The sequence below is a fragment of the Streptomyces sp. NPDC001852 genome (genome assembly GCF_042891825.1).
GTDB lineage: Bacteria > Actinomycetota > Actinomycetes > Streptomycetales > Streptomycetaceae > Streptomyces.
Window position 1 is genome coordinate 49620 of record NZ_JBIATN010000007.1, and the last position, 21969, is coordinate 71588.

General features: G+C 70.3%; 16 protein-coding genes, 1 tRNA gene and 2 pseudogenes. 2 read left to right on the plus strand and 17 right to left on the minus strand.

Features of this window, described 5'->3' with window-relative positions; genetic code table 11:
- Nucleotides 1-75 precede the first annotated feature (75 nt).
- From ACFYZB_RS14135 to ACFYZB_RS14200, 14 genes and pseudogenes are all read right to left on the minus strand, one after another.
- Complete coding sequence (locus ACFYZB_RS14135; protein ID WP_351215681.1) at nucleotides 76-753, minus strand: protein-tyrosine-phosphatase; 678 nt, start codon at nucleotides 751-753, stop codon at nucleotides 76-78.
- A complete protein-coding gene (locus tag ACFYZB_RS14140) occupies nucleotides 750-1397 on the minus strand; it encodes an L-threonylcarbamoyladenylate synthase (RefSeq protein ID WP_153546521.1) in 648 nt (215 codons plus the stop codon). Before ACFYZB_RS14140 ends, ACFYZB_RS14135 begins: the two co-directional genes overlap by 4 nt.
- Before the next feature lie 53 nt (nucleotides 1398-1450).
- On the minus strand, nucleotides 1451-2296 hold the full coding sequence (gene prmC, locus ACFYZB_RS14145) for a peptide chain release factor N(5)-glutamine methyltransferase (RefSeq protein WP_351215683.1): 846 nt from the start codon (nucleotides 2294-2296) through the stop codon (nucleotides 1451-1453).
- Nucleotides 2297-2331: 35 nt separating this feature from the next.
- On the minus strand, nucleotides 2332-3399 hold the full coding sequence (gene prfA / locus ACFYZB_RS14150) for a peptide chain release factor 1 (RefSeq protein ID WP_388758190.1): 1068 nt from the start codon (nucleotides 3397-3399) through the stop codon (nucleotides 2332-2334).
- Nucleotides 3400-3504: 105 nt separating this feature from the next.
- Entirely contained in the window at nucleotides 3505-3729 is a 225-nt protein-coding gene (gene rpmE, locus ACFYZB_RS14155) for a 50S ribosomal protein L31 (protein WP_014675000.1), read from the minus strand.
- A gap of 155 nt (nucleotides 3730-3884) precedes the next feature.
- A complete protein-coding gene (locus ACFYZB_RS14160; protein WP_388758192.1) occupies nucleotides 3885-5015 on the minus strand; it encodes an LCP family protein in 1131 nt (376 codons plus the stop codon).
- Nucleotides 5016-5211: 196 nt separating this feature from the next.
- Nucleotides 5212-6324, minus strand: a pseudogene (locus ACFYZB_RS14165) (trypsin-like serine protease); the annotation flags it as partial.
- Between the two features lie 142 nt (nucleotides 6325-6466).
- On the minus strand, nucleotides 6467-8440 hold the full coding sequence (rho, locus tag ACFYZB_RS14170; RefSeq protein ID WP_388758194.1) for a transcription termination factor Rho: 1974 nt from the start codon (nucleotides 8438-8440) through the stop codon (nucleotides 6467-6469).
- 404 nt (nucleotides 8441-8844) lie between these two features.
- The gene (gene thrB / locus ACFYZB_RS14175; RefSeq protein WP_388758196.1) at nucleotides 8845-9762 is read right to left on the minus strand and encodes a homoserine kinase; all 918 of its coding nucleotides are present in this window, start codon (nucleotides 9760-9762) and stop codon (nucleotides 8845-8847) included.
- 326 nt (nucleotides 9763-10088) lie between these two features.
- Nucleotides 10089-11147, minus strand: coding sequence for a threonine synthase (gene thrC / locus ACFYZB_RS14180; RefSeq protein ID WP_351215693.1), 1059 nt, complete (start codon nucleotides 11145-11147; stop codon nucleotides 10089-10091).
- A gap of 6 nt (nucleotides 11148-11153) precedes the next feature.
- Nucleotides 11154-12446 carry a homoserine dehydrogenase gene (locus ACFYZB_RS14185; protein ID WP_351215695.1) on the minus strand — a complete coding sequence of 431 codons (1293 nt, stop codon included), beginning with the start codon at nucleotides 12444-12446 and terminating at the stop codon, nucleotides 11154-11156.
- Between the two features lie 145 nt (nucleotides 12447-12591).
- Nucleotides 12592-13983: a diaminopimelate decarboxylase gene (gene lysA / locus ACFYZB_RS14190; RefSeq protein WP_388758199.1), complete on the minus strand. Its 1392-nt coding sequence runs from the start codon at nucleotides 13981-13983 to the stop codon at nucleotides 12592-12594.
- A 56-nt stretch (nucleotides 13984-14039) separates the two neighbouring features.
- Nucleotides 14040-15308 carry an ArgS-related anticodon-binding protein NrtL gene (gene nrtL, locus ACFYZB_RS14195; protein WP_388758201.1) on the minus strand — a complete coding sequence of 423 codons (1269 nt, stop codon included), beginning with the start codon at nucleotides 15306-15308 and terminating at the stop codon, nucleotides 14040-14042.
- Between the two features lie 100 nt (nucleotides 15309-15408).
- Nucleotides 15409-16014, minus strand: coding sequence for a response regulator (locus ACFYZB_RS14200; protein WP_388758203.1), 606 nt, complete (start codon nucleotides 16012-16014; stop codon nucleotides 15409-15411).
- A 140-nt stretch (nucleotides 16015-16154) separates the two neighbouring features.
- Here ACFYZB_RS14200 and ACFYZB_RS14205 point away from each other — a divergent pair.
- Together ACFYZB_RS14205 and ACFYZB_RS14210 are read left to right on the plus strand one after the other, a co-directional pair.
- Nucleotides 16155-16226, plus strand: a tRNA-Arg gene (locus ACFYZB_RS14205).
- A 644-nt stretch (nucleotides 16227-16870) separates the two neighbouring features.
- Entirely contained in the window at nucleotides 16871-18241 is a 1371-nt protein-coding gene (locus ACFYZB_RS14210; protein ID WP_388758205.1) for a protease, read from the plus strand.
- A gap of 189 nt (nucleotides 18242-18430) precedes the next feature.
- Here ACFYZB_RS14210 and ACFYZB_RS14215 read toward each other — a convergent pair.
- The 3 genes and pseudogenes from ACFYZB_RS14215 to ACFYZB_RS14225 form a co-directional block, all read right to left on the minus strand.
- Nucleotides 18431-19284: pseudogene (locus ACFYZB_RS14215) on the minus strand (nuclease-related domain-containing protein).
- 439 nt (nucleotides 19285-19723) lie between these two features.
- Nucleotides 19724-19909 (minus strand): hypothetical protein, encoded by a 186-nt coding sequence (locus ACFYZB_RS14220; protein WP_388758207.1) that lies wholly within the window; start codon nucleotides 19907-19909, stop codon nucleotides 19724-19726.
- Between the two features lie 348 nt (nucleotides 19910-20257).
- Complete coding sequence (locus tag ACFYZB_RS14225; RefSeq protein ID WP_388758209.1) at nucleotides 20258-21952, minus strand: TIGR04141 family sporadically distributed protein; 1695 nt, start codon at nucleotides 21950-21952, stop codon at nucleotides 20258-20260.
- Between the last annotated feature and the right edge of the window lie 17 nt (nucleotides 21953-21969).

Here is a 21969-nt window from a genome sequence, read left to right on the forward strand (position 1 = left end):
CGGTCGACGGTGACGTAGGTCCAATGTAGGCCCGAGATGCCCTGGATGCCCGGTATTGCGGCCCCTTGGGGGTGCTCAGGTCCGCGCGGGAACCCCCGTCAGCGCCGTCACCACCGGATCCAGCGCCTGGTGTATCTCGTCCCCGACCGACCGGAAGAACGGCAGGGGCGCCCCGTACGGGTCGTGGACCTCGTCCGCCTCCGCCGTGGGCGCGAGCAGCCACCCGCGCAGCGCCGCCGCCGCACGCACCAGGGCGCGGGCGCGCATGACCACGCCGTCGTCCAGGGGCGGCAGGGTGGCCGGATCTATCGCCCGGACGAGCCGGGTGAACTCCTTCAGGGTGAAGGTGCGCAGGCCCGCCGAATGGCCCATGGAGATGACCTGGGCGCGGTGGTCGCGGGTGGCGGTGAGCACGAGGTCGGCCCTGATCACGTGCTCGTCCAGCAGCTCCCGGCCGAAGAAGCCGGAGGCGTCCGCGCCGAACTCGGCCAGCACGGTCTCCGCGTTGGCCTCCATCGGCGCGCCCTCGTGGCCCCAGGTGCCGGCACTCTCCACGATCAGACCGCCGCCGAGCACGCCGAGCCGCTCCGCCACGAAATGGCGGGTCAGCCGCTCGGTGATGGGCGAGCGGCACACGTTGCCGGTGCTGACGTGGAGGATGCGGAAGGTGTCGTGGGGGAAGCCGAACGTCGTCGTCTCCTCCGCGACACGCTCCCCGACGCCTATGCCACGCCCCGCTTCAGGGGCCGTCAATTCGCCACCTCGAGGTCGGGTACGACCTTGCGCAGCTCCTCCGGGGAGATCGCGCCCTCGCGCAGCAGCACCGGCACCGGGCCGGAGACGTCCACGATGGACGACGGCACATTGGCCGGGGTGGGACCGCCGTCGAGGTAGACGGAGACGGAGTCGCCGAGCATCTCCTGCGCGGCGTCGCAGTTCTCCGGCGCCGGGTGGCCGGTGAGGTTGGCGGAGGAGACGGCCATGGGACCGACCTCGGTGAGCAGCTCGATCGCGACCGGGTGCAACGGCATGCGGACGGCCACCGTGCCGCGGGTGTCGCCGAGGTCCCACTGCAGGGACGGCTGGTGCTTGGCGACGAGGGTCAGGGCGCCCGGCCAGAACGCGTCGACCAGCTCCCAGGCGAGCTCGGAGAAGTCCGTGACGAGGCCGTGCAGCGTGTTCGGGGAACCGATGAGGACAGGGGTGGGCATGTTGCGGCCCCGGCCCTTGGCGGCGAGCAGGTCGGCGACGGCCTCGGAGGAGAACGCGTCGGCGCCGATGCCGTACACCGTGTCGGTCGGCAGCACCACCAGCTCGCCCCGGCGGACGGCGGACGCGGCCTCGCGCAGACCCGTCGCGCGGTCGGTCGCGTCGTTGGTGTCGTATCGCCGTGCCATTTAGCGGGCCTCCTCGTACACGTACTGCGAAATCGAAGTCATGGGGGTGGTGCTCACGGCAGCGCCTTGCGGGCGGTGGCGAACCGGGGGCGGTTGTTGAGGTCGGGGTGGTCGGCCGCGTCGGCCCAGCCCCGCTCCTCGGTGAAGATCCACGGCACCTGGCCGCCCTGGGTGTCGGCGTGCTCGATCACGACGACCCCGCCGGGGCGCAGGAGACGGTGTGCGGTGCGTTCGATGCCCCGGATCAGGTCGAGGCCGTCCTCACCGGAGAACAGCGCCAGCTCGGGGTCGTAGTCACGGGCCTCGGGAGCCACGTACTCCCACTCCGTGAGCGGGATGTACGGCGGGTTGGAGATCACGAGGTCGACCTGCCCGTCGAGGTCGGGGAAGGCCGTCAGGGCGTCGCCCTGCCGCAGGTCGACCCTGGACCCGGCCACGTTCTTCCGCGTCCACACCAGGGCGTCCTCGGACAGCTCCACGGCGTGCACGCGCGAGCGCGGGACCTCCTGGGCGAGGGCGAGCGCGATGGCGCCGGAGCCGGTGCACAGGTCGACGATGCACGGCTCGACCACGTCCATGGCGCGCACCGCGTCTATGGCCCAGCCGACCACGGACTCGGTCTCCGGCCGGGGCACGAAGACGCCCGGCCCCACCTGCAGCTCCAGGTAGCGGAAGTAGGCGCGCCCGGTGATGTGCTGCAGCGGCTCGCGCTGTTCGCGCCGGGCGATGACCTCCCAGTACCGGGCGTCGAAGTCCGAGTCCTTCACGGAGTGCAGTTCGCCGCGCTTGACGCCGTGCACGAACGCGGCGAGCTCCTCCGCGTCGGTACGCGGCGAGGGCACGCCGGCGTCGGCCAGCCGCTGGGTGGCCTGGGCCACCTCCGCGAGCAGCAGGTTCACGCAAGTCCTCCGTGTCGTGCTCGTGCGTGGGTGTCTTACGCGGCTGCCAGCTTCGCCGCCGAGTCGGCGTCGACGCAGGCCTGGATCACCGCGTCGAGGTCGCCGTCCAGGACCTGGTCCAGGTTGTACGCCTTGAAGCCGACGCGGTGGTCGGAGATGCGGTTCTCCGGGAAGTTGTAGGTGCGGATCTTCTCGGAGCGGTCGACCGTGCGGACCTGGCTGCGGCGGGCGTCGGCGGCCTCCCGCTCGGCCTCCTCCTGCGCCATGGCGAGCAGCCTGGAGCGCAGGATACGCAGCGCCTGCTCCTTGTTCTGCAGCTGGCTCTTCTCGTTCTGGCAGGAGGCGACGACCCCGGTCGGGAGGTGCGTGATGCGCACCGCGGAGTCGGTGGTGTTCACGGACTGGCCGCCCGGACCGGAGGACCGGTAGACGTCGATGCGGAGGTCGTTCGGGTTGATCTCCACGTCCACCTCCTCGGCCTCGGGGGTCACGAGGACACCGGCGGCGGAGGTGTGGATACGGCCCTGGGACTCGGTGGCCGGCACGCGCTGCACGCGGTGCACGCCGCCCTCGTACTTCAGCCGGGCCCACACGCCCTGGCCGGGTTCGAGCTGACCGCGGGACTTCACCGCGACCTGGACGTCCTTGTAGCCGCCCAGCTCGGACTCGGTGGCGTCGATGATCTCGGTCTTCCAGCCGACGCGCTCGGCGTAGCGCAGGTACATGCGCAGCAGGTCGCCGGCGAAGAGCGCGGACTCGTCGCCGCCCGCGCCCGCCTTGATCTCCAGGATGACGTCCTTGTCGTCACTCGGGTCGCGCGGGATCAGCAGGAAGCGCAGGCGCTCGGTGAGCTCCTCGCGCTGCTTGTCCAGCTCCTTGACCTCGGCGGCGAAGTCGGGGTCGTCGGCGGCGAGCTCGCGCGCGGTCTCCATGTCGTCGCCGGCCTGCTTCCAGGAGCGGTACGTGGCGACGATCGGGGTCAGCTCGGCGTAGCGCTTGTTCAGCTTGCGCGCGTTCGCCTGGTCGGCGTGGACCGACGGGTCGGCGAGCTTCTTCTCCAGATCGGCGTGTTCGGCGACGAGTTCGTCGACGGCCTCGAACATCTTGGGCTCCTGTACTGCGGTGAAGGGAAGGGCGGGCGACCAAAAACGCCGGTCCCGGGCACACCCCCGCGAGGGCGTGACCGTGGACCGGCGATATGGGGCTCGCTACTTCTTGGAGCCGGCGGCAGCCTTGCCGAAGCGGGCCTCGAAGCGGGCCACACGGCCACCGGTGTCGAGGATCTTCTGCTTGCCCGTGTAGAACGGGTGGCACTCGGAGCAGACCTCGGCCCGGATGGTGCCGGACTCGATGGTGCTACGGGTGGTGAACGACGCGCCACAGGTGCAGCTGACCTGCGTCTCGACGTACGCGGGGTGGATGTCGCGCTTCAAGGTGTCTCCTAGGTTTCGGGAGGGCGCCGGGTCGCCGCCGCGGGGTGCGGGAGCGTGAACCGGAGCCGACGTACCAGTCTGCCAGGACTGGGGCCATCCACCCAAACCGGGGGTGCGCTCGTTCTATTCCGGCGGGTGAGCGGGTGGGGCGTCGGCTACCTCACCACGCCCTTGGCCTCACCGGTGGCCGTGCCCGCCGTGGCCGACTTCGGGATCTGCCGGTCGTTCCTCAGCGCGTCCCACACCAGCTGGGCCTTCTGCTTCTCCATGAGCACGCGGTTGGGGTTGGACGGGTCGTACTGGACCGGCATGGTGATCATGGTCATGTTCTTGGCGCCGATGCCCTTGAGACCGTCCGCGAAGTCGATCAGGGAGTTGACCGAGCCGAGGTCGGAGTCGGTGGTGACCGTCTTGGTGGCGGTGTCGGCGAGGTCGTAGAGCTTCTTCGGGTTGCTGAAGACGCCGACCTGCTCGACCTGGTTGATCAGTGCCTTGACGAAGGCCTGCTGGAGCTGGATGCGGCCCAGGTCCGAGCCGTCGCCCACGCCGTGCCGGGTGCGGACCAGGCCGAGGGCCTGGCGGCCGTCCAGGGTGTGGGTGCCGGCCTGCAGGGTGAGGTGGCTCTGCGGGTCGTCGATGTTCTTCGTCGTGGTGACCGGTACGCCGCCGAGGTCGTCGATGAGCTTCTGGAAGCCCGCGAAGTCGACCTCAAGGTAGTGGTCCATGCGGATGCCGGTGAGGGACTCGACGGTCTTCACCGCGCAGGCCGCGCCACCGGTGCCGTAGGCCTCGTTGAACATCACGCCGGACGCCGCCGGGTGCGTGGTGCCCTTGGTGTCGGTGCAGGCCGGGCGGTCGATCAGGGTGTCCCGCGGGACGGAGACCACGCTTGCCTTCCTGTGGCCCTGGTAGACGTGGACGATCATCGCCGTGTCGGAACGGGCGCTGCCGTCGTCGGTGCCGCCGCCGAGCTGCTTGTTGGAGCCGGAGCGGGTGTCCGAGCCGAGGACCAGGATGTTCTCGGAGCCGTTGTCGACCTTCGAGGGCCGGTCGTTGCCGAGGGCCTGGTCGATGTCGACGCTTCGGATGTTGCCGTTGAGCTTGAAGTAGAGGTATCCGGCGCCGGCCCCGCCCAGCACGACCACACCGGCTGCCGTCCAGGCCGTGACCAGCAGGGCCTTACGGCTCCTGCTGCGGGCCTTGCGGCGGCGGCCCTTGCCACCGCTTCGGGGGCCGGTCTCATCCGGCGCGGTTATGGCGGGCTCCGGCGTGCTCTCGGCGGACACATCGCTCCTAGGTCTCGTCGGTCGGTTACCCCCTGCTTTCAGGGTCAGGCGCGGTCGGTACCGCTCCATCGTCGCCCCGTAAGGGCAGACGGAGAAACTCGGGCAAGGGTTGCACAACGCAAAATGCCCACCGCGTGCGGCGATGGGCACTCTGCGTGGTCGGGTCACGGGCGGTGATCCTTGCTCACCTGCGGTTTCAGCCCCAGATGTCGTACGCCTGGAAACCGGTGCCGACCGAGATCCTTGTGGCAAAGATCTCGCTGGTCGCCTTGCCGGTGCCCCGGTACAGGTACACGTCGTCGGTGCCGCTCCGGTGGGCGATCAGGTCGGCCTTGCCGTCGCCGTCGAAGTCCCCGTGGCCGCGCAGGGAGTTGTACTGGCCCCAGCCGGAGCCGACCTCGACGCGGGCGGCGAAGGTGCCGTCGCCCCTGCCCGGGTAGACCCACAGGATGCCGGAGGAGTCGACCGAGAGCAGGTCGGGCAGGTAGTCACCGGTGACGTCGCCGGGGGCGACGGTGAACTTCCGGGTGGACCAGTTGCCGGCGATCTCCTTCTTGCTCCAGCTCTGGGTGGCCGGGACGTAGTGCAGCCAGAAGACCGCCCCGTCGCTGCTGCGGCGCAGCACGAAGTCCTGGTAGCCGTCCCGGTCCAGGTCCGTCTGCAGGATCGTGTTGCAGCCCGAGAAGCTGCCCCAGGAGACGATGCCGACGATGCGGTTGTTCACGATCAGCGGGCCGCCGGAGTCACCGTTGCAGGTGGCGGTGGTGCCGGAGTCGCTGCCGGTCGCGGGGTTGCCCGCGCGGACCATGTGGCCCGCGACGAAGTCGCTGCCGTAGGCGCCGGAGCAGGTGCTGTCGGACTGGATCGGCAGGGTCGCCGTCCTCAGCGTCTGCGCGATGACGTCGCTGGTGGAGCTGGTGCGGCCCCAGCCGTAGACCTTGGCGCTCGTGCCGGCCGCGTAGGACGCCGTGTCGGTCGACGTCGTCCTGCGGATCGGGGTGGCCCTGATCGGGCTGGGCAGGGCCAGTACGGCGATGTCGTCGTCGATGGTCGTCGCGTCGTACGACGGGTGGTTCCACTGGCGCCACACGCCGCTGACCGTGCCGCCGTGCAGGTCGGTGGTGCCGGTGGTGGGCAGCTGGTCGGTGCCGGTGAGGACGGCGCCGTTCGCGTGCCAGTCGAAGCCCTTGACGCAGTGCGCGGCGGTGAGGATCTTCGACCAGAGCTGGGCCATCCACGGGGCCGAGGTGATGCTCGTGGTGGTGCCACCGATGATGTCCTTGGTCTTCGAGGCCTTCGTCAAGTCCTTGTCGGTGGCCTGACGGTCGGCGCGGGAGAGATGAGGAAGAAGGCGCGCGTGATGCGCTCCCGTACCCTTCAGTGCCAAAAGGCGGCCGCCCCCCGTCACTTGCTGACGGGGGGCGGCCTTCCTTCTACCCGGTCTCTGCCGACTAGTCGCCGTTGCCGGGCGTCGGCGTCGTCTTCTGAATCTGCATCAGGAACTCGACGTTCGACTTGGTCTGCTTCATCTTGTCGAGCAGCAGCTCGATCGCCTGCTGCTGGTCGAGCGCGTGCAGCACACGGCGGAGCTTCCAGACGATGCCCAGCTCCTCGGCCCCGAGCAGGATCTCTTCCTTACGGGTACCGGAGGCGTCCACGTCCACGGCCGGGAAGATCCGCTTGTCCGCGAGCTTGCGGTCGAGCTTCAGCTCCATGTTGCCCGTGCCCTTGAACTCCTCGAAGATCACCTCGTCCATGCGGGATCCGGTGTCCACGAGCGCCGTGGCCAGGATGGTCAGCGAACCGCCGTCCTCGATGTTGCGCGCCGCACCGAAGAACCGCTTCGGCGGGTACAGCGCGGTGGAGTCGACACCACCGGACAGGATGCGGCCGGAGGCCGGCGCGGCCAGGTTGTAGGCGCGGCCCAGACGGGTGATCGAGTCGAGCAGCACGACCACGTCGTGGCCCAGCTCCACCAGGCGCTTGGCGCGCTCGATGGCCAGTTCGGCGACCGTGGTGTGGTCCTCGGCCGGGCGGTCGAAGGTCGAGGAGATGACCTCGCCCTTGACCGACCGCTGCATGTCGGTGACCTCTTCCGGACGCTCGTCGACGAGGACGACCATCAGGTGGCACTCGGGGTTGTTGTGCGTGATCGCGTTGGCGATCGCCTGCATGATCATGGTCTTGCCGGTCTTCGGCGGGGCCACGATCAGGCCGCGCTGGCCCTTACCGATCGGCGAGACCAGGTCGATGATGCGGGTGGTGAGCACGCCCGGGTCCGTCTCCAGGCGGAGGCGGTCCTGCGGGTAGAGCGGGGTCAGCTTGTTGAACTCCGGGCGGCCACGGCCGTGTTCGGGCGCCATGCCGTTGACGGAGTCGAGGCGGACCAGCGCGTTGAACTTCTCGCGGCGCTCGCCTTCCTTGGGCTGGCGGACCGCGCCGGTGATGTGGTCACCCTTGCGCAGGCCGTTCTTGCGGACCTGGGCGAGGGAGACGTACACGTCGTTCGGGCCCGGCAGGTAGCCGGAGGTCCGGATGAAGGCGTAGTTGTCGAGGATGTCCAGAATGCCCGCGACGGGGATCAGGACGTCGTCCTCGGCGAGCTGCGGCTCGGCGATCTCGTCGCGGCCACGGCGGCCCCGGCGGTCGCGGTAGCGGCCGCGACGGCCCCGGCGGCCGCCCTCGAAGTCGTCGTCGTCCTGCTGGCGGTCCTGGCGGCCGCCCTGCTGCTGGCCCTGCGGCTGACGCTGCTGGCCGCCCTGCTGGTCGTCGCCCTTGCCGCGGCGGTCCCGGTCCCGGTCCCGGCCGCGCTCACGGCGGTCACGGCGGCCACGGCCCTCGCCGTCACCGGCCTCGCCCTGCGCCTGCGGCTGCTGGGCGGGCGTCTCGGCCTTGGGCTCCGCCTTGGCCTCGGCGGCGACGGTCTCGGCGCTGCTCGGGGCGGGGGCGCCGGCCTCGGCGGTGGCGCGGCGGCGACGGCGCTCGGTCGGGGCGTCGTCGGAGGCCGGCTGGCCGGGGATCTCGATCTGCTGCTGGGCCACGGCCTTCTCGGCGGGGGCCGCGGTCTTGGCCTCCGCCTTCTTCGCCGCGCTCTCGCCGTTCTCGGCGGACTCGCCGGTGCGGGCCTTGGAGGTGGCGCGGCGCTTCGGCTTGGTCTCGGTGGCGGCCTCGGCCTTGGGGGCGGCGCCCCCGGCGGCCTGCGCCTCCTTGATGACCTCGATCAGCTGGCTCTTGCGCATCCGCGCGGTGCCCCTGATGCCGAGGCCCGAGGCGACCTGCTGCAGCTCGGCCAGCACCATGCCCTCGAGGCCGGTACCGCGGCGCCGCCGGGAGCCGGCACCGGTGGCAGGCGCGGAGGCGTCCGTGGCGGGCGCGGCAGCGGTCTCCTCGACACGTGCGCCCATCAGATCGGTGGTGTCGCTCACGAAGGGTCCTTCCCTGGAGCGGACGTCGGCCTGTCTGGCTCGGCGACCGGTTGTGCTGTCCGACTACGGTCCTGTCTTCCGTGAACCGTGCCGGGGCGGTGGTCCGCCAAAAGCGGCGGAGGAAATGTGCGGTGATGGCGCTTCCGCGAGTCGTGGCACCCAGTGTCACGTGGCGTGGTAGCACCTGTTCCGGAGCGTGCCCGGCGGCCCGCTCAGTGCCCGCATACGACGTACTGCCCAGGTACGGCGTACGGAACACGGAGTGGCGTGGGGGGCTCCCGGAAGAATGTCTGTCCCGGACTGGGACACGAGGCACCTCGCCATGGTGGGGTCGGGTGCAGACTTGAGGTTAACACTACCGGATCCAACAAACATTCCCCCTCTCCAAATCCGGCAACCGTGTGTCAGGGCGCAAGCGGCAGCACGCTCGCTCCCTGGACATCGAGGTCCAGCCGGTTCGCGGCCCAGCCCGCACCCGCGAGGTGGGCCACCTTGTCGGCGCTCTCGGGGTGGGCCAGCGCCATGACGGTGGGGCCGGCGCCCGAGATGACGGCCGGGATGCCGTCGGCGCGCAGCCGCTCCACCAGCGCGGCGCTCTCCGGCATGGCCGGGGCGCGGTACTCCTGGTGGAGGCGGTCCTCGGTGGCGGCCAGCAGCAGCTCGGGGCGCCGGGTGAGGGCCTCGACCAGCAGGGCGGCACGGCCCGCGTTGGCGGCGGCGTCGACGTGCGGCACGGTGCGCGGCAGCAGGCCGCGCGCGGTCGCGGTCAGGACCGGCTTTCCGGGCACGAAAACCACCGGAACGATGGAATCGCTGGGCTCCAGCCTGATCGCCCGGGCGGCGCCCGACTCCATCCAGGCGATCGTGAATCCGCCGAGCAGACACGGGGCCACGTTGTCCGGATGGCCCTCGATCTCGGTGGCCAGCTCCAGCAGGGCCGCGTCGTCCAGACGGGCCTCGCCGCCTATGGTCACCGCGCGGGCGGCGACGATGCCGGCGCAGATGGCGGCGGAGGAGGAGCCGAGGCCACGGCCGTGCGGAATGCGGTTGGCGCAGACGATCTCCAGGCCGCGGGGCTGCCCGCCCAGCAGATCGAAGGCGGTGCGCAGGGAGCGGACGAGAAGGTGAGACTCGTCACGCGGAAGGGTCTCGCTGCCCTCCCCCGCGATGTCGATGTGCAGCCCGGAGTCGGCCACCCGGACGACCACGTCGTCGTAGAGCCCCAGCGCGAGGCCGAGGGCGTCGAAGCCCGGGCCGAGATTGGCGCTGGTGGCGGGAACGCGCACCCGGACGGCGGCGGCGCGGAACGCTGGACCGGCCATCGCTCGTTGACTCTCCTTGAGCTGCGTGACTGTCGAAGACATTCGATACGTACGTGAAGACCCTGTGGCCGCGCAGACGGCGCGGCGTCGCCCATATGCGCGGCCATGTGCCAGGCATATGCGACGGGCGGGTTCGGTACAGCCTATCGAAGGAAGGTTCTGTGGCGACATAGGGCGCACAGGAGGCGCACGATGCGTGTCATAAGCCCCCCGTGCACCCCTGCCGGGGAAAACCCCGGTACGCGACCGGTGCGGGGCCGGCACGGGACCGGTGCGGGACGCTCAAGCGCCGCTCGGGCGAGGCTCGAGCGTCCCTCGGGTGACGCTCAGGCGAGGCCCAGGCGCTCCGCCGCGGCGGACGCGTCGACCGGGACGGTGACCGGCTGCGGGGCGCCGGCGACGGCCCAGTCGGGGTCCTTCAGACCGTTGCCGGTGACCGTGCACACGATCGTCTGGCCCGGGTCGACCCTGCCCTGCTCGGCGGCCTTCAGCAGACCGGCCACGGAGGCGGCGGAGGCGGGCTCCACGAAGACGCCCTCCTGCGCGGCCAACAGGCGGTAGGCGCGCAGGATTTCACGGTCCGTCACCTCGTCGATGGCGCCGCCCGACTCGTCGCGCGCCTGCAGCGCGTACTGCCAGGAGGCGGGGTTGCCGATGCGGATGGCGGTGGCGATGGTCGACGGGTCCTTGACCACCTCGCCGCGCACGATCGGCGCACTGCCGGAGGCCTGGAAGCCCCACATGCGCGGGGTCTTCGCGGCGATCCCGTCGGCGGCGTACTCCTTGTAGCCCTTCCAGTAGGCGGTGATGTTGCCCGCGTTGCCCACCGGCAGGACGTGGATGTCGGGCGCGTCGCCGAGCATGTCCACGATCTCGAAGGAGGCCGTCTTCTGGCCCTCGATACGCACCGGATTGACCGAATTGACCAGCGCCACCGGGTAGTTCTCGCTCAGCGAGCGCGCGAGGGTGAGGCAGTCGTCGAAGTTGCCGTCGACCTGGAGGATCTTCGCGCCGTGCACGAGGGCCTGGCCCATCTTGCCGAGGGCGATCTTGCCCTGCGGGACGAGAACGGCCGAAACCATGCCGGCCCGCACGGCGTAGGCGGCGGCGGAGGCCGACGTGTTGCCGGTGGAGGCACAGATGACGGCCTTGGCCCCCTCCTCCTTGGCCTTCGAGATGGCCATGGTCATGCCGCGGTCCTTGAAGGAACCGGTGGGGTTGGCCCCCTCCACCTTCAGGTGGACCTCACAGCCCGTGCGCTCGGAGAGCACCTGCGCGGGCACGAGGGGCGTGCCGCCCTCGCGGAGCGTCACGACCGGCGTGGTGTCGGATACCGGCAGCCGGTCCCGGTACTCCTCGATGATTCCGCGCCACTGGTGGGTCATTGCTGGTTACTCTCCTTCAACCCGCATGATGCTGGCGACACCCCGCACGGTGTCGAGCTTGCGCAGCGCCTCGACGGTCCCGGTGAGGGAGGCGTCGGACGCGCGGTGGGTGACGACGACGAGGGAGGCCTCGCCGTCCTTGCCCTGCTGGCGCACGGTATCGATCGACACCCCGTGCTCGGCGAACACGGTCGCGACCTGGGCGAGAACACCCGGTTTGTCCGCGACGTCGAGGCTGATGTGGTAGCGCGTGACGACCTCGCCCATGGGCGAGACGGGCAGGGCTGCGTACGCCGACTCACCGGGCCCCGTTGCGCCGTTGAGCCGGTTGCGGCAGACGGCGACGAGGTCGCCGAGCACGGCGGAGGCGGTCGGAGCACCGCCGGCGCCGGGGCCGTAGAACATGAGCTGGCCGGCCGCGTCGGACTCCACGAACACGGCGTTGTACGCGCCGCGCACGGAGGCGAGCGGGTGGCTCAGCGGGATCATGGCGGGATGCACGCGCGCGGTGACGGAGCCGCCGTCCGCCGCCCGCTCACAGATGGCGAGCAGCTTGATGGTGCAGCCCATCTCCTTGGCCGAGCGGAAGTCGGCGGCGGTGACCTCGGTCATCCCCTCGCGGTAGACGTCGTCGAGGCGCACGCGCGTGTGGAAGGCGATTCCGGCGAGGATGGCGGCCTTGGCGGCGGCGTCGAAGCCCTCGACGTCGGCGGTCGGGTCGGCCTCCGCGTATCCGAGGGCGGTGGCCTCGTCGAGCGCCTCCTGGTACCCGGCCCCCGTGGAGTCCATCTTGTCCAGGATGAAGTTGGTCGTGCCGTTGACGATCCCCATCACCCGGTTGATCTTGTCACCGGCGAGGGACTCGCGCAGCGGGCGGATCAGCGGGATGGCGCCGGCCACGGCGGCCTCGTAGTAGAGGTCCTTGTCGTGCTCCACCGCCGCGGCGTGCAGCGCGGCCCCGTCCTGGGCGAGCAGGGCCTTGTTGGCGGAGACGACGGAGGCGCCGTGCTCGAAGGCGGCGGTGATGAGGGTCCGGGCCGGCTCGATCCCGCCGATCACCTCGACCACCACATCGATGTCCCCGCGTTTGACGAGGGCGGTGGCGTCGGTGGTGACGAGGGCCGGGTCGATGCCCTCGCGCACCTTGCCGGGGCGCCGTACGGCCACGCCCGCGAGCTCCACGGGCGCACCGATCCTGGCCGTGAGGTCGTCGGCGTGCGTCGTCATGATGCGCGCCACCTCTGAGCCGACAACCCCACAGCCCAGCAGCGCCACCTTCAGCGGACGCGTACGCATCATCCGACCTCGTTTCCTCATACCGTCTACGGTTGCACCAGTCTCACTCACCGGACGGGAGTTTCTACCCTTCGTCCGGATCCTGAGACATGTATTTCATTTGTACGGGCCGGGAAGACCGGAGATCTTCCCGGACCCCCTGTCGGGACTAGCCGACGTCGAGACGCAGGAGGTCCTCCTCCGTCTCACGCCGGACGATCACCCGGGCCTCGCCGTCCTTCACCGCGACGACGGGCGGCCGCAGCACGTGGTTGTAGTTGCTGGCCATCGACCGGCAGTACGCACCGGTGGCCGGTACGGCGATGAGATCCCCCGGCGCCAGGTCGGCCGGCAGGAACGCGTCCTTGACCACGATGTCCCCGCTCTCGCAGTGCTTGCCGACCACGCGGGCGAGCATGGGCTCGGCACCGGAGGTCCGGGACACGAGGGCGACGCTGTACTCGGCGTCGTACAGGGCGGTGCGGATGTTGTCGGACATGCCGCCGTCGACGGACACATACGTCCGCAGACCGTCCAACGGCTTGACGGTGCCGACCTCGTAGAGCGTGAAGGCGGTCGGCCCGACGATGGCGCGCCCGGGTTCCACGGAGATGCGCGGGGTGCGCAGCCTGGCGGCCTCGCACTCGCGCGTGACGATCTCGGTGAGCGCCTTGGCGATCTCATGCGGCTCACGCGGGTCGTCGTCGCTCGTGTAGGCGATCCCGAGCCCACCGCCCAGGTCGATCTCGGGCAGCTCGACCCCGTGCTCGTCGCGGATGTCCTTCAGCAGCCCGACCACGCGATGGGCGGCGACCTCGAAGCCGGACATGTCGAAGATCTGCGACCCGATGTGGGAGTGGATCCCGATCAGTTCGAGCCCGTCGAGCTGCAGCGCCCGCCGTACCGCCTCCGCGGCCTGCCCTCCCGCCAGCGGAATCCCGAACTTCTGGTCCTCATGAGCGGTGGCGATGAACTCGTGTGTGTGCGCCTCCACCCCGACGGTGATCCGGATCTGGACCTTCTGCCGCCTGCCCAGGGACTGCGCGATGTGGGCGACACGGACGATCTCCTGGAAGGAGTCGAGCACGATCCGCCCGACCCCGGCCTCGATGGCGCGACGGATCTCGTCCTGGGACTTGTTGTTGCCGTGGAAGGCGATGCGCTCGGCCGGCATGCCGGCGGACAGAGCGGTGGCCAGCTCGCCCCCGGAGCACACGTCGAGGTTGAGCCCCTCCTCGTTCAGCCACCGCACGACGGCGCGGGACAGGAACGCCTTCCCGGCGTAGAACACATCGGCGTCGGCCCCGAAGGCCGTACGCCACGCACGCGCGCGTGCCCGGAAGTCGGCCTCGTCGAGGATGTACGCGGGCGTGCCGTGTTCCTCGGCAAGGGTCTTCACATCGATGCCGCCGACGGTGGCGACCCCGTCGGCGTTGCGCCCGACGGTCTGGGCCCAGACCTTGTGGTCGAGGACGTTGAGGTCGGCGGGCGGCGCGGCGTAGTGCCCCTCGGGCAGGACGTCGGCGTGACGGGGCCCGGCGGGGTGGGCGGAACGACTCATGACGGTGGCTCTCAGACTCTCTGTCTCTCTCCGGGGCGCTGAATGCTCTGGGGCCCTCAGAGGTGTTCGGGTGCGTCGATGCCGAGCAGGGAAAGGCCGCCGGCCAGCACCGTCCCGGCGGCTTCGGCGAGAGCGAGCCGGGCGCGGTGGGCGGCCGAGGGTTTCTCCTCGCCGCAGGGAAGCACGGAGGGCAGGAAGGGCAGCACGGCATCGGCGACGGTGACGAGATGCCGGGCAAGCCGGTCCGGGGCACGGTGGGTGGCGGCCGCGGCGAGGATGCGGGGGTGATCGGTGAGGGCGGTGAGGAGGTCGCGGGGGGTGGTGAGGGCGGGGGTGGCGGTGTCGGGGGCCCAGCGGGCGGTGAGGGGGCCGGCGGCGAGCGGCGCCGCGAGCGGGGCGGGGTCGAGCGGGCCGACGGAGCGGATGTCGAGCGGGCCGGCGAGGGGCAGGCCGATGGGGGCCGGGCCGGAGTCGGGCAGGCCGGTGTCGACCGGGCCGGTGAGGGGGAGACCGGTTTCGACGGAGCCGGTGTGGACAGGGGAGGCGTCCAGCGGGCCGCTGTCGGGAGACGGGACCCTGTCGGGGGCCTGGTCGGTGTCGACGGCCGGGCCGGAGTCGAGCGATCCGGGTTCGGCGGCGAAGCCCAGGCGGGCGGCGTTGCGGCTGAGGGACCGGATGCGGGCGTGGGCGTACCGCACCCGGAACAGCGGATTGCTCTCCCGCTGGACCAGATGATCGGCGGTGATCCGGGGCCGGTCGTGCGGGGCGGGATGCAGCAGGGCCCACTGGGAGGCGTCGTGGCCCAGCGGCGCGGGATCCTCCGGTGCGGGCACGGGCCGCAGAGTGACGGGCTCACCGTGCTCCACGGTGGCCCGTCCGCCCTGCGTGGCCACGATCCGTACGACGGCGTCCGCGACGACCTCGGCCCGCACCTCGTACGGCACCCGGAGCGCGACGACCTGCCCCGCGAGGGCGTCACCATGCCCGTACGCGGCACCACGGGCCCGGATCTCCCGGACGAGCCCGGTGACGAGGTCGGTCTGCGCATCGAGGCTGATGTTGAGGAACCCCGGCCCGGTCACGACGACGTCCCGGATGCCGTCGGCACCGATGAGCCGGGGCCGCAGAATCTCGGCGACCCGCAGCGGGGGCTGCCCTGCCGGGCGCGCGAGCTGCAGAGCGACATTCGTGGCGAAGTCCCCGCACCCCCCGGGCCCCGGCTCGGTCACCACCACCCGCTCGGGCACGGTCACACTCAGCTCCCCGTCATCAACGGCACGACGCACCGCGTGCAGCACGGTGCGGGACAACTCGACGGGGGTCACGGGACAAGCGTAGGGGAGGAAGGGGGTGGGCAGGCGAGGCGGTTCTTACTGTGGGACGGCCCTCGGCCCACCCCCGGACTCCCACCCGGTCCCCGACTCGCTACCCACCGGACGAAATCCCGCCCGGCACACCATCGGAGACCCCGTCGCCCAAGCCCCCCGGAACTCTCCCGTCACCGGCGCCTCCACCCGCCCCACCGTCCCCGTCTTCGCCGCCGCTGCCGTCCCCTCCGAGGTGTCCCCCCTCTCCTCCCGCCCGCCCGTCTCCCCCCTCGTCCCCGCCCCCGCGCTCGATCAGCTGCTTGACGAGGCGTACGAGTTCGGCGGGCTCGAAGGGTTTGGCGAGAAAGGCGTCCACGCCGACGTCGAGGCCGGAGTCGACCTCGTACTGCGTGCAGGCGCTGATGATGGCGAGGGGCAGATGGTGCGTACGGGGGTCGGCGCGGAGCCGGGCGGCGGTGCGCAGGCCGTCCAGCCGGGGCATGACGACATCGAGCGTCACGACATCGGGCCGCACCTGGTGGACCACATCCAGACACTCGGCACCGTCGGCCGCGGTCACGACCTCGAGCCCTTCCAGCTCGAGATTGACCCTGATCAGCTGCCGGATGACCTTGTTGTCGTCCACAACAAGCACCCGACCCGAGGCGCCTGGCACAAGTCGAGAGTAGGTCCGGACCGGCCACCGCGTCCGGGTTTTCCCCACTTCCACCCCGTACAGGGGACCCGTCCCGGCACCCCGTGCACCCACCCCGTCCCACACCCCCGAAACGGGTTCCTGATCACCCCGCCCGACCTGATAGTGTTCTACCCGTCGCCGCAAGCGAAGAGCTCCGCAGCCGACACGCCCCCGTAGCTCAGGGGATAGAGCAACGGCCTCCGGAGCCGTGTGCGCAGGTTCGAATCCTGCCGGGGGCACCCAATATGAGGTGCCCAAAGACCCCGTCACCAGCGAAAACGCTGAGGCCGGGGTCTTCGCGTATGTGCAGGCGTACGCGGCCCGAAGCGGCCGTATGACGGGGCCCGTGGACGAGGCGTGGACGGGATCTTGGAGCGTCCGCCGAGGTCAGCCGCCATATTCAACGGACCGTCACCTGCGTCCGACCGCCCCTCCGAGGCTCCGATGCCACCAACCGCTCCACTCGGCACCAAGTGGGCGCGCGGCGCCATGTCCGGCTCCAGCGGCGCCCGATCCCGATCAAGCCTCGTCCCCCTCTTCTACGACCAGACCGTGACGTATGTAACGAAGCGGTCAGAGCAGGGCTACCCCGGAAAACCGGCACAACGAGCATCGAACCGGTCGCGACTACTGCAGGAGGCACCCCAACGCGCGGATGCCCCGCCGCCACCTGGACTGAAGCGCGCGACAGCCAGGCCGGCATGGGCGTCCTCGATGGGTTGCCCAGGCGGCGCAGGACACCCTCGGCATGGACATAGACCACCGAAATCGGACGAAGCAGTGACAAGCCACACAGAGCCAATCCCTTGCCTCACGGGCGGGCCTCGAGGTGGGATCGGCAGTCAACGGCCGAGCATGGTCTAGTCCACTACGAGGAGCATGTATGCGCAGGATTCATGCGCGGCGGCGCACCGCGGTCGCCGCAGCCTGGATCACCAGCCTCACCAGTCTCGCAGCCACAGCAGGGCTTCTGTCTGGTTCCGCCGCCGTCGCCGCACCCGTGCGACCGGCGCAAGAAGTCAAGCCCGCGCCGGCCGGACAGCAGTCGAAGATCGCGCCCGGCAGCCTGATGACCACTGCGCAGTGCCGGGCGACGTGGGGGTTCGACTGCTACAACGCGCTCCAGTACCGCCAGGCGTACAACCTGAACCCGCTGTACAAGGCAGGAGTGACCGGCAAGGGGCGCACGATCGTGATCGTGGATCCGTTCGGCTCGCCGACCATCCAGAAGGACCTGGACGTCTACAGCGCCCGGTTCGGCATCAAGAGCACCCACGTCGACGTGGTCAAGTGGGGCAACGTCCCGCGCTTCGACTCCAGCGACCCCGACCAGCTCGGCTGGGCCGGCGAGACCACCCTCGACGTGGAGATGGCGCATGCCGTCGCCCCGGACGCGCACATCGTCCTGGCGGAGACCGGGGTCGGCCGGATCGGGGACGGCACCACCGGCCTGCCGGAAATCATGGACGCCGAGAAGTCGCTCATCGACCGCGGCGTGGGCGATGTGATCAGCCAGAGCTGGGGCGTGGCGGAGAACAACTTCCCCGGCTTCAGCAAGGGTGACTTCTCCAGCATCCAGAACCTGCGGTACGCCTACAAGGACGCGGCCAAGCACGGTGTGACCGTCACCGACGCTTCCGGCGACAGCGGACCCACCGACACCACCTCGAACGGCCAGACCACCTATCCGTACAGGGTCAACGCCTGGCCGACCGACGACCCCCTGGTGGTCTCGGTCGGCGGCACCCAGCTGCACCTGGACGCCAACGGCAACCGCACCGCGCCGGACAGCGTCTACAACGACCACGGCGCCAGCGGCGGCGGCCAGTCCCACGTCTTCGCCCGTCCCTCGTATCAGAACGGGGTGGCCGGCAATCACCGCAGCACCCCGGACGTCTCCATGTCCGCCGCGCTGAAGGGCGGCGGATGGGTGTACTCCAGCTACGACCCCAAGAAGGTCGGCTGGGAGGTCTACGTCGGCACCAGCGAGGCCAGCCCGCTCTTCGCAGGAATCGTGGCCCTGGCCGACCAGGTTGCCGGGCACCGGCTGGGCGACATCCACAAGGCGCTGTACTCGCTGTACGCGAAGTCCTCGTCGAACCCGTCCACCGGGATCGTCGACGTGAAGGACGGCACGAACAACAGCTACGCGGGAGTCACCGGCTACACCGCGGTGAAGGGCTACGACATGGCGACCGGTATCGGAACGATCGACGCGGCCCGCTTCGTCCCGGCCCTCGCCAAGGCGGGCTGACCGCATCCTGCCCCCGAGGCGCGGGCGCCCGGCGTACCACTGCCGGACCCCGCGCCGGGACGGCGAGACGTACGCCGCCGGAAGTGGCCACACCACCGCCAGGCGCCTCGCCCCGCACGAATCATCACGCCGCGGGGGCTAGGAACGGGCGCCCATGAGGACCGCCGCCACTCCGCTGAGGCGACCAACTCAGGCCTGGTCCCAAGCCTGACGATGGCGAGCGACGCTGTACACCTGCTCCACCTCGGCGGCCGTGAGCACGCCTGAGAGCGGAGCGAGTGCCGCAACTTGGCGCTCCTGGTAGACCCGAACACTGAGCTGCGTAGCGACCACCTTCAGCTCGGCGACACCGACGAAGACGAGCACTGGCTCCACCGGTACGGGGAAGTCGCAATAGCGCTCAAGCACTCGGACGACTCGCTTGGCCTCCGCCCGGCTCTTGCGTGCGATGGCGCCGGTTTCCCGTGATCGACTTTCACGGAGTCATCCCCGACCCATACGGCCCTCTTGTGATGGTGCTTCGTATTGATGCTGAACACCCCACCAGGCCCGATCAGTAACTGGTCGATATCCACTTTGTTGGCCAAGGGGATGGAGTGCAGGACGCGCCAGCCGTGGCGTCCTAAGCGGTTCAACTCGGCTCCCACTCGCCGCTCCCCCGCCAATCCTTTTCGCCAGGATTCCCATTCCGAGGGCCGCCGCAGAAGCCGTGAGACGACTCGCTCCATCAGTCCGGGGCCGGATTCGGCAAGCAGATCACGCAAGTACCGCCCGGGAGGGTTGACGGCCAGGTCGTCGGCCGGCGTCAGAGGCGGCAGCATCGGACGTGCTTGAGCCTCGGGCGCGCTGCATGGCGGGGCAGGCTCGGTGAGGTTCTGTAAGTGCTGTGCGAGCACGGCGATCACGTCGTCGCGACACTCGGCCCGCAAGACCGTGATGTCCCCAGTCGTGACATCCGCCCAACCGACCGCGGTGCCATCAGGCAGGCTGGCGTACAGGCGATCATGTCCGTACCGCTTCCAGCGCGTGACGTTCAACTGCACAAGGCCCCCTGTGCTTTCACATGGACGTTGTCGACATGCCGGCTGCAAGCCAGGCGAGGCCACCGTGGTACGTCACTTGATCCCCACCAGCGGCGTCGGCCTGCCCGCTTCGGCCCGTGCGGTCTGGTTGGCCCGCCTCGCCGAGTTCGCACCTCCGGCAGCTGTGGCGTAGTGGTCGAACTTCACCGCAGCCTCACCACATCCCTCTCGACGCGCTCGCCGACGACTTCGGTTACGCCCTGCCAGGCGGCTGCCCCGTACAAGCCACCAGATCGTCAACCTCGTCAGTGACGGCCCGTCACACGCCGAGGTTGGCGACGCCCGGGCCATGTCCTTGAGGGGGCAGGATTAACCGCAGGACGTTCACCCGAGGTTCGAGGAATTCGGGGGCGTAGCCCTCGGTGAACAGGGCGAAGCACCGGTCGGTGTCGACGAGGTTCTACCCGCCGTCGACGACCAGCGCGGGGTTGGGGTCGTGGCCGCAGCACCTTCTTGACAGCGTCCAGCACCAGGCCCATCGCGGGGTCCGCGAGCGGCTTCTGCTCGTGGGCGGGGCGACCGCGAGCAGGAAGAGGTTGCGGTCCCGCATGGGGACGTCGAGCAGTTCGGAGAGGCAGAGCACCATGGCCCGGCTGGGTCTGGCCCGCCAGACTCCAGCAAGCTGATGTGCCGGGCGGGCACGCCCGCCTGGCTCAGACGACGGCGCTCACGCCACGCTCGGAGCAACGAGCCCACCTGCGACGGCATACGCCACTCGGACACGGCCATGCGTGTATTCCGCTCCCGCGCGTGATAGATCCGACCATCCACATCATCGGCGGTCTCTGCCCCCTTGGTACCGTACTTGGCGATGTAGCCCACGACCGCCGCTGCTGAGGCGTGCCACTCCCCCCGCGTCCCGTCGGTACGAGGTGACCGGCCGCACGTCGGCCTGTGTGCCGAATCGGAGCACCCACGGACTGAAGTGCCCCAGTTACGCGGCCAGGCGGCGGATTCCCGCACGGCTCGGAGGCACCGCGGTGGCCTGGATCCCGATGACCTCGACTGCGACGCCCCACGCCTCAAGCATCTTGGCCGTCTGCACGAGGGTGACCTGGGAGAACGGGAACAGCGTGTCAGGGGTGAGGTCGGTTCCGCTCTTCAACAGGATCGCGAATACGACCTTCGACGGACGGAAGCCGTCCGGCAAGGCCCGGCCGGGCCGGGCCGCGGCCACCTTCCGGGCGAACCCGTCCATGGCGTCCGGCGAGTGCAGCAGGGTCTGAACAGCGACCACGGCCTGGCCGAACAGATGGCTCAGCGCGTCGGAGCCCTTGGCCCGCTTCACCATGACCAGGACGTTGTCCGGGCTCAACAGGTCGCAGATCTCCACGCCGTTGCCCCGGTGCAGCGTGGTCCGGACGTTGTCACGGTCGAAGCAGACGTACCCGGGCCGCAGGTCGGGCACCGATTCGTTGTAGTCCCGTTCCCTGTCCCCGAGCGCCCAGGCCGGGAGGTCGACCGACGGCGCGGAGGTGATGAGCCGCTCCACCTGCGAACGGATCGTCTCCAGGTAGGCCTCGCCGATCTCGTACCAGTGCCCGTCCAACAGGAAGAACCGACGGGCGCCGAGTGCCACCTGCGCCTCGATCCAGCGCAGCACCTGCGACGTCCGGATGACGTCACCCTTCTCCGCCCGGGTGTGCGAGTAGAGGGAGACCGTACCGTCCCGGAGCGCGGCGAAGCGCGTTCCGGGCCGCTGCACGCGGGCCCGGTTGAGGACGTACTCCAGGCAGAAGTCGTCGGTGAGGTACGCCTCCGGGCTGTTGACCCTGGTGCCGAACGCCTGGGCGGCGGCGTAGTCGTCCCAGTGATCGGAGGGGACGGCGACCGTGATACGTCCGTCCGGCGGCTCTCCGAGCATGTCGTCAAGCCGCTGCTTCAGCCGCCCGACGAGGTCGTCGTCCTTGACGGGGACGATGTGCTCGACGAATTCCAGCTCCGGGCTCGGGGCCTCGTCCCTCAGGACACGGGCGATGGCCCGGATGTCCGCGACCAGGTCTTCGGCGTCGACGCCGAGGCGCATCCGCAGCCCGGTACCGCCCTCGACGCTGGTGATCTTCGTACGGCTGTCCTGGGCGATCGTCAGCTCGATCCCCTCCAGCCGGCCGCCCAGCCTCCGCACGATCTGCGCGTGCTCCTGGACACCCAGGCTCCAGACCGGAGTGCCGCCGGGCACCAGGGTGATGTCGGTGCGTCCTCCGCCCGGCGTATGGGAGACCAGGTCGCGGATCTGGGCGGGGTCCACCCTGCGGATCACGAAACCCAGCCCGAACCGCCGGTCCTTGACACGGTCGGGCACCAGGCGGAATCCCTGGTCGTAGCCGATGGCGTACACCTCGCCGTCGACCGCGAGCATCAGCAGCCCGGCCGACCGGTTCACCGGTCGCGACACCGCGCACCCGGTCGTGCGGTTGATCTCGCTGCACCAGCTCGCCACCTGCTGCTCGAAGCTGCCCGTGACCAGCAGCGCGGGAACACCCAACCGCTCCTCCGGGAAGGCCAGTTCCGCGTCGACGGCCGCGAGGCGCTCCGGGTCGAGGACGTCGAACATCGCGTCGGCCGTGGGAGCGACGCCCGTGAGGCGGTACAGGGTGCGCTTGGACGTGCTGGAGGTGCTGGGGGCCATGGCGCCGCTCCATTCCG

Bases quoted from the DNA above. Each gene is read 5' to 3' on its own strand.
- ACFYZB_RS14185 (WP_351215695.1), bottom strand. From the start codon at position 12,446: ATGATGCGTACGCGTCCGCTGAAGGTGGCGCTGCTGGGCTGTGGGGTT.
- ACFYZB_RS14225 (WP_388758209.1), bottom strand. From the start codon at position 21,952: ATGGCCCCCAGCACCTCCAGCACGTCCAAGCGCACCCTGTACCGCCTC.
- prfA (WP_388758190.1), bottom strand. From the start codon at position 3,399: ATGTTCGAGGCCGTCGACGAACTCGTCGCCGAACACGCCGATCTGGAG.
- ACFYZB_RS14140 (WP_153546521.1), bottom strand. From the start codon at position 1,397: ATGGCACGGCGATACGACACCAACGACGCGACCGACCGCGCGACGGGT.
- ACFYZB_RS14220 (WP_388758207.1), bottom strand. From the start codon at position 19,909: ATGGTGCTCTGCCTCTCCGAACTGCTCGACGTCCCCATGCGGGACCGC.
- ACFYZB_RS14210 (WP_388758205.1), top strand. From the start codon at position 16,871: ATGCGCAGGATTCATGCGCGGCGGCGCACCGCGGTCGCCGCAGCCTGG.
- thrB (WP_388758196.1), bottom strand. From the start codon at position 9,762: ATGGCCGGTCCAGCGTTCCGCGCCGCCGCCGTCCGGGTGCGCGTTCCC.
- thrC (WP_351215693.1), bottom strand. From the start codon at position 11,147: ATGACCCACCAGTGGCGCGGAATCATCGAGGAGTACCGGGACCGGCTG.
- lysA (WP_388758199.1), bottom strand. From the start codon at position 13,983: ATGAGTCGTTCCGCCCACCCCGCCGGGCCCCGTCACGCCGACGTCCTG.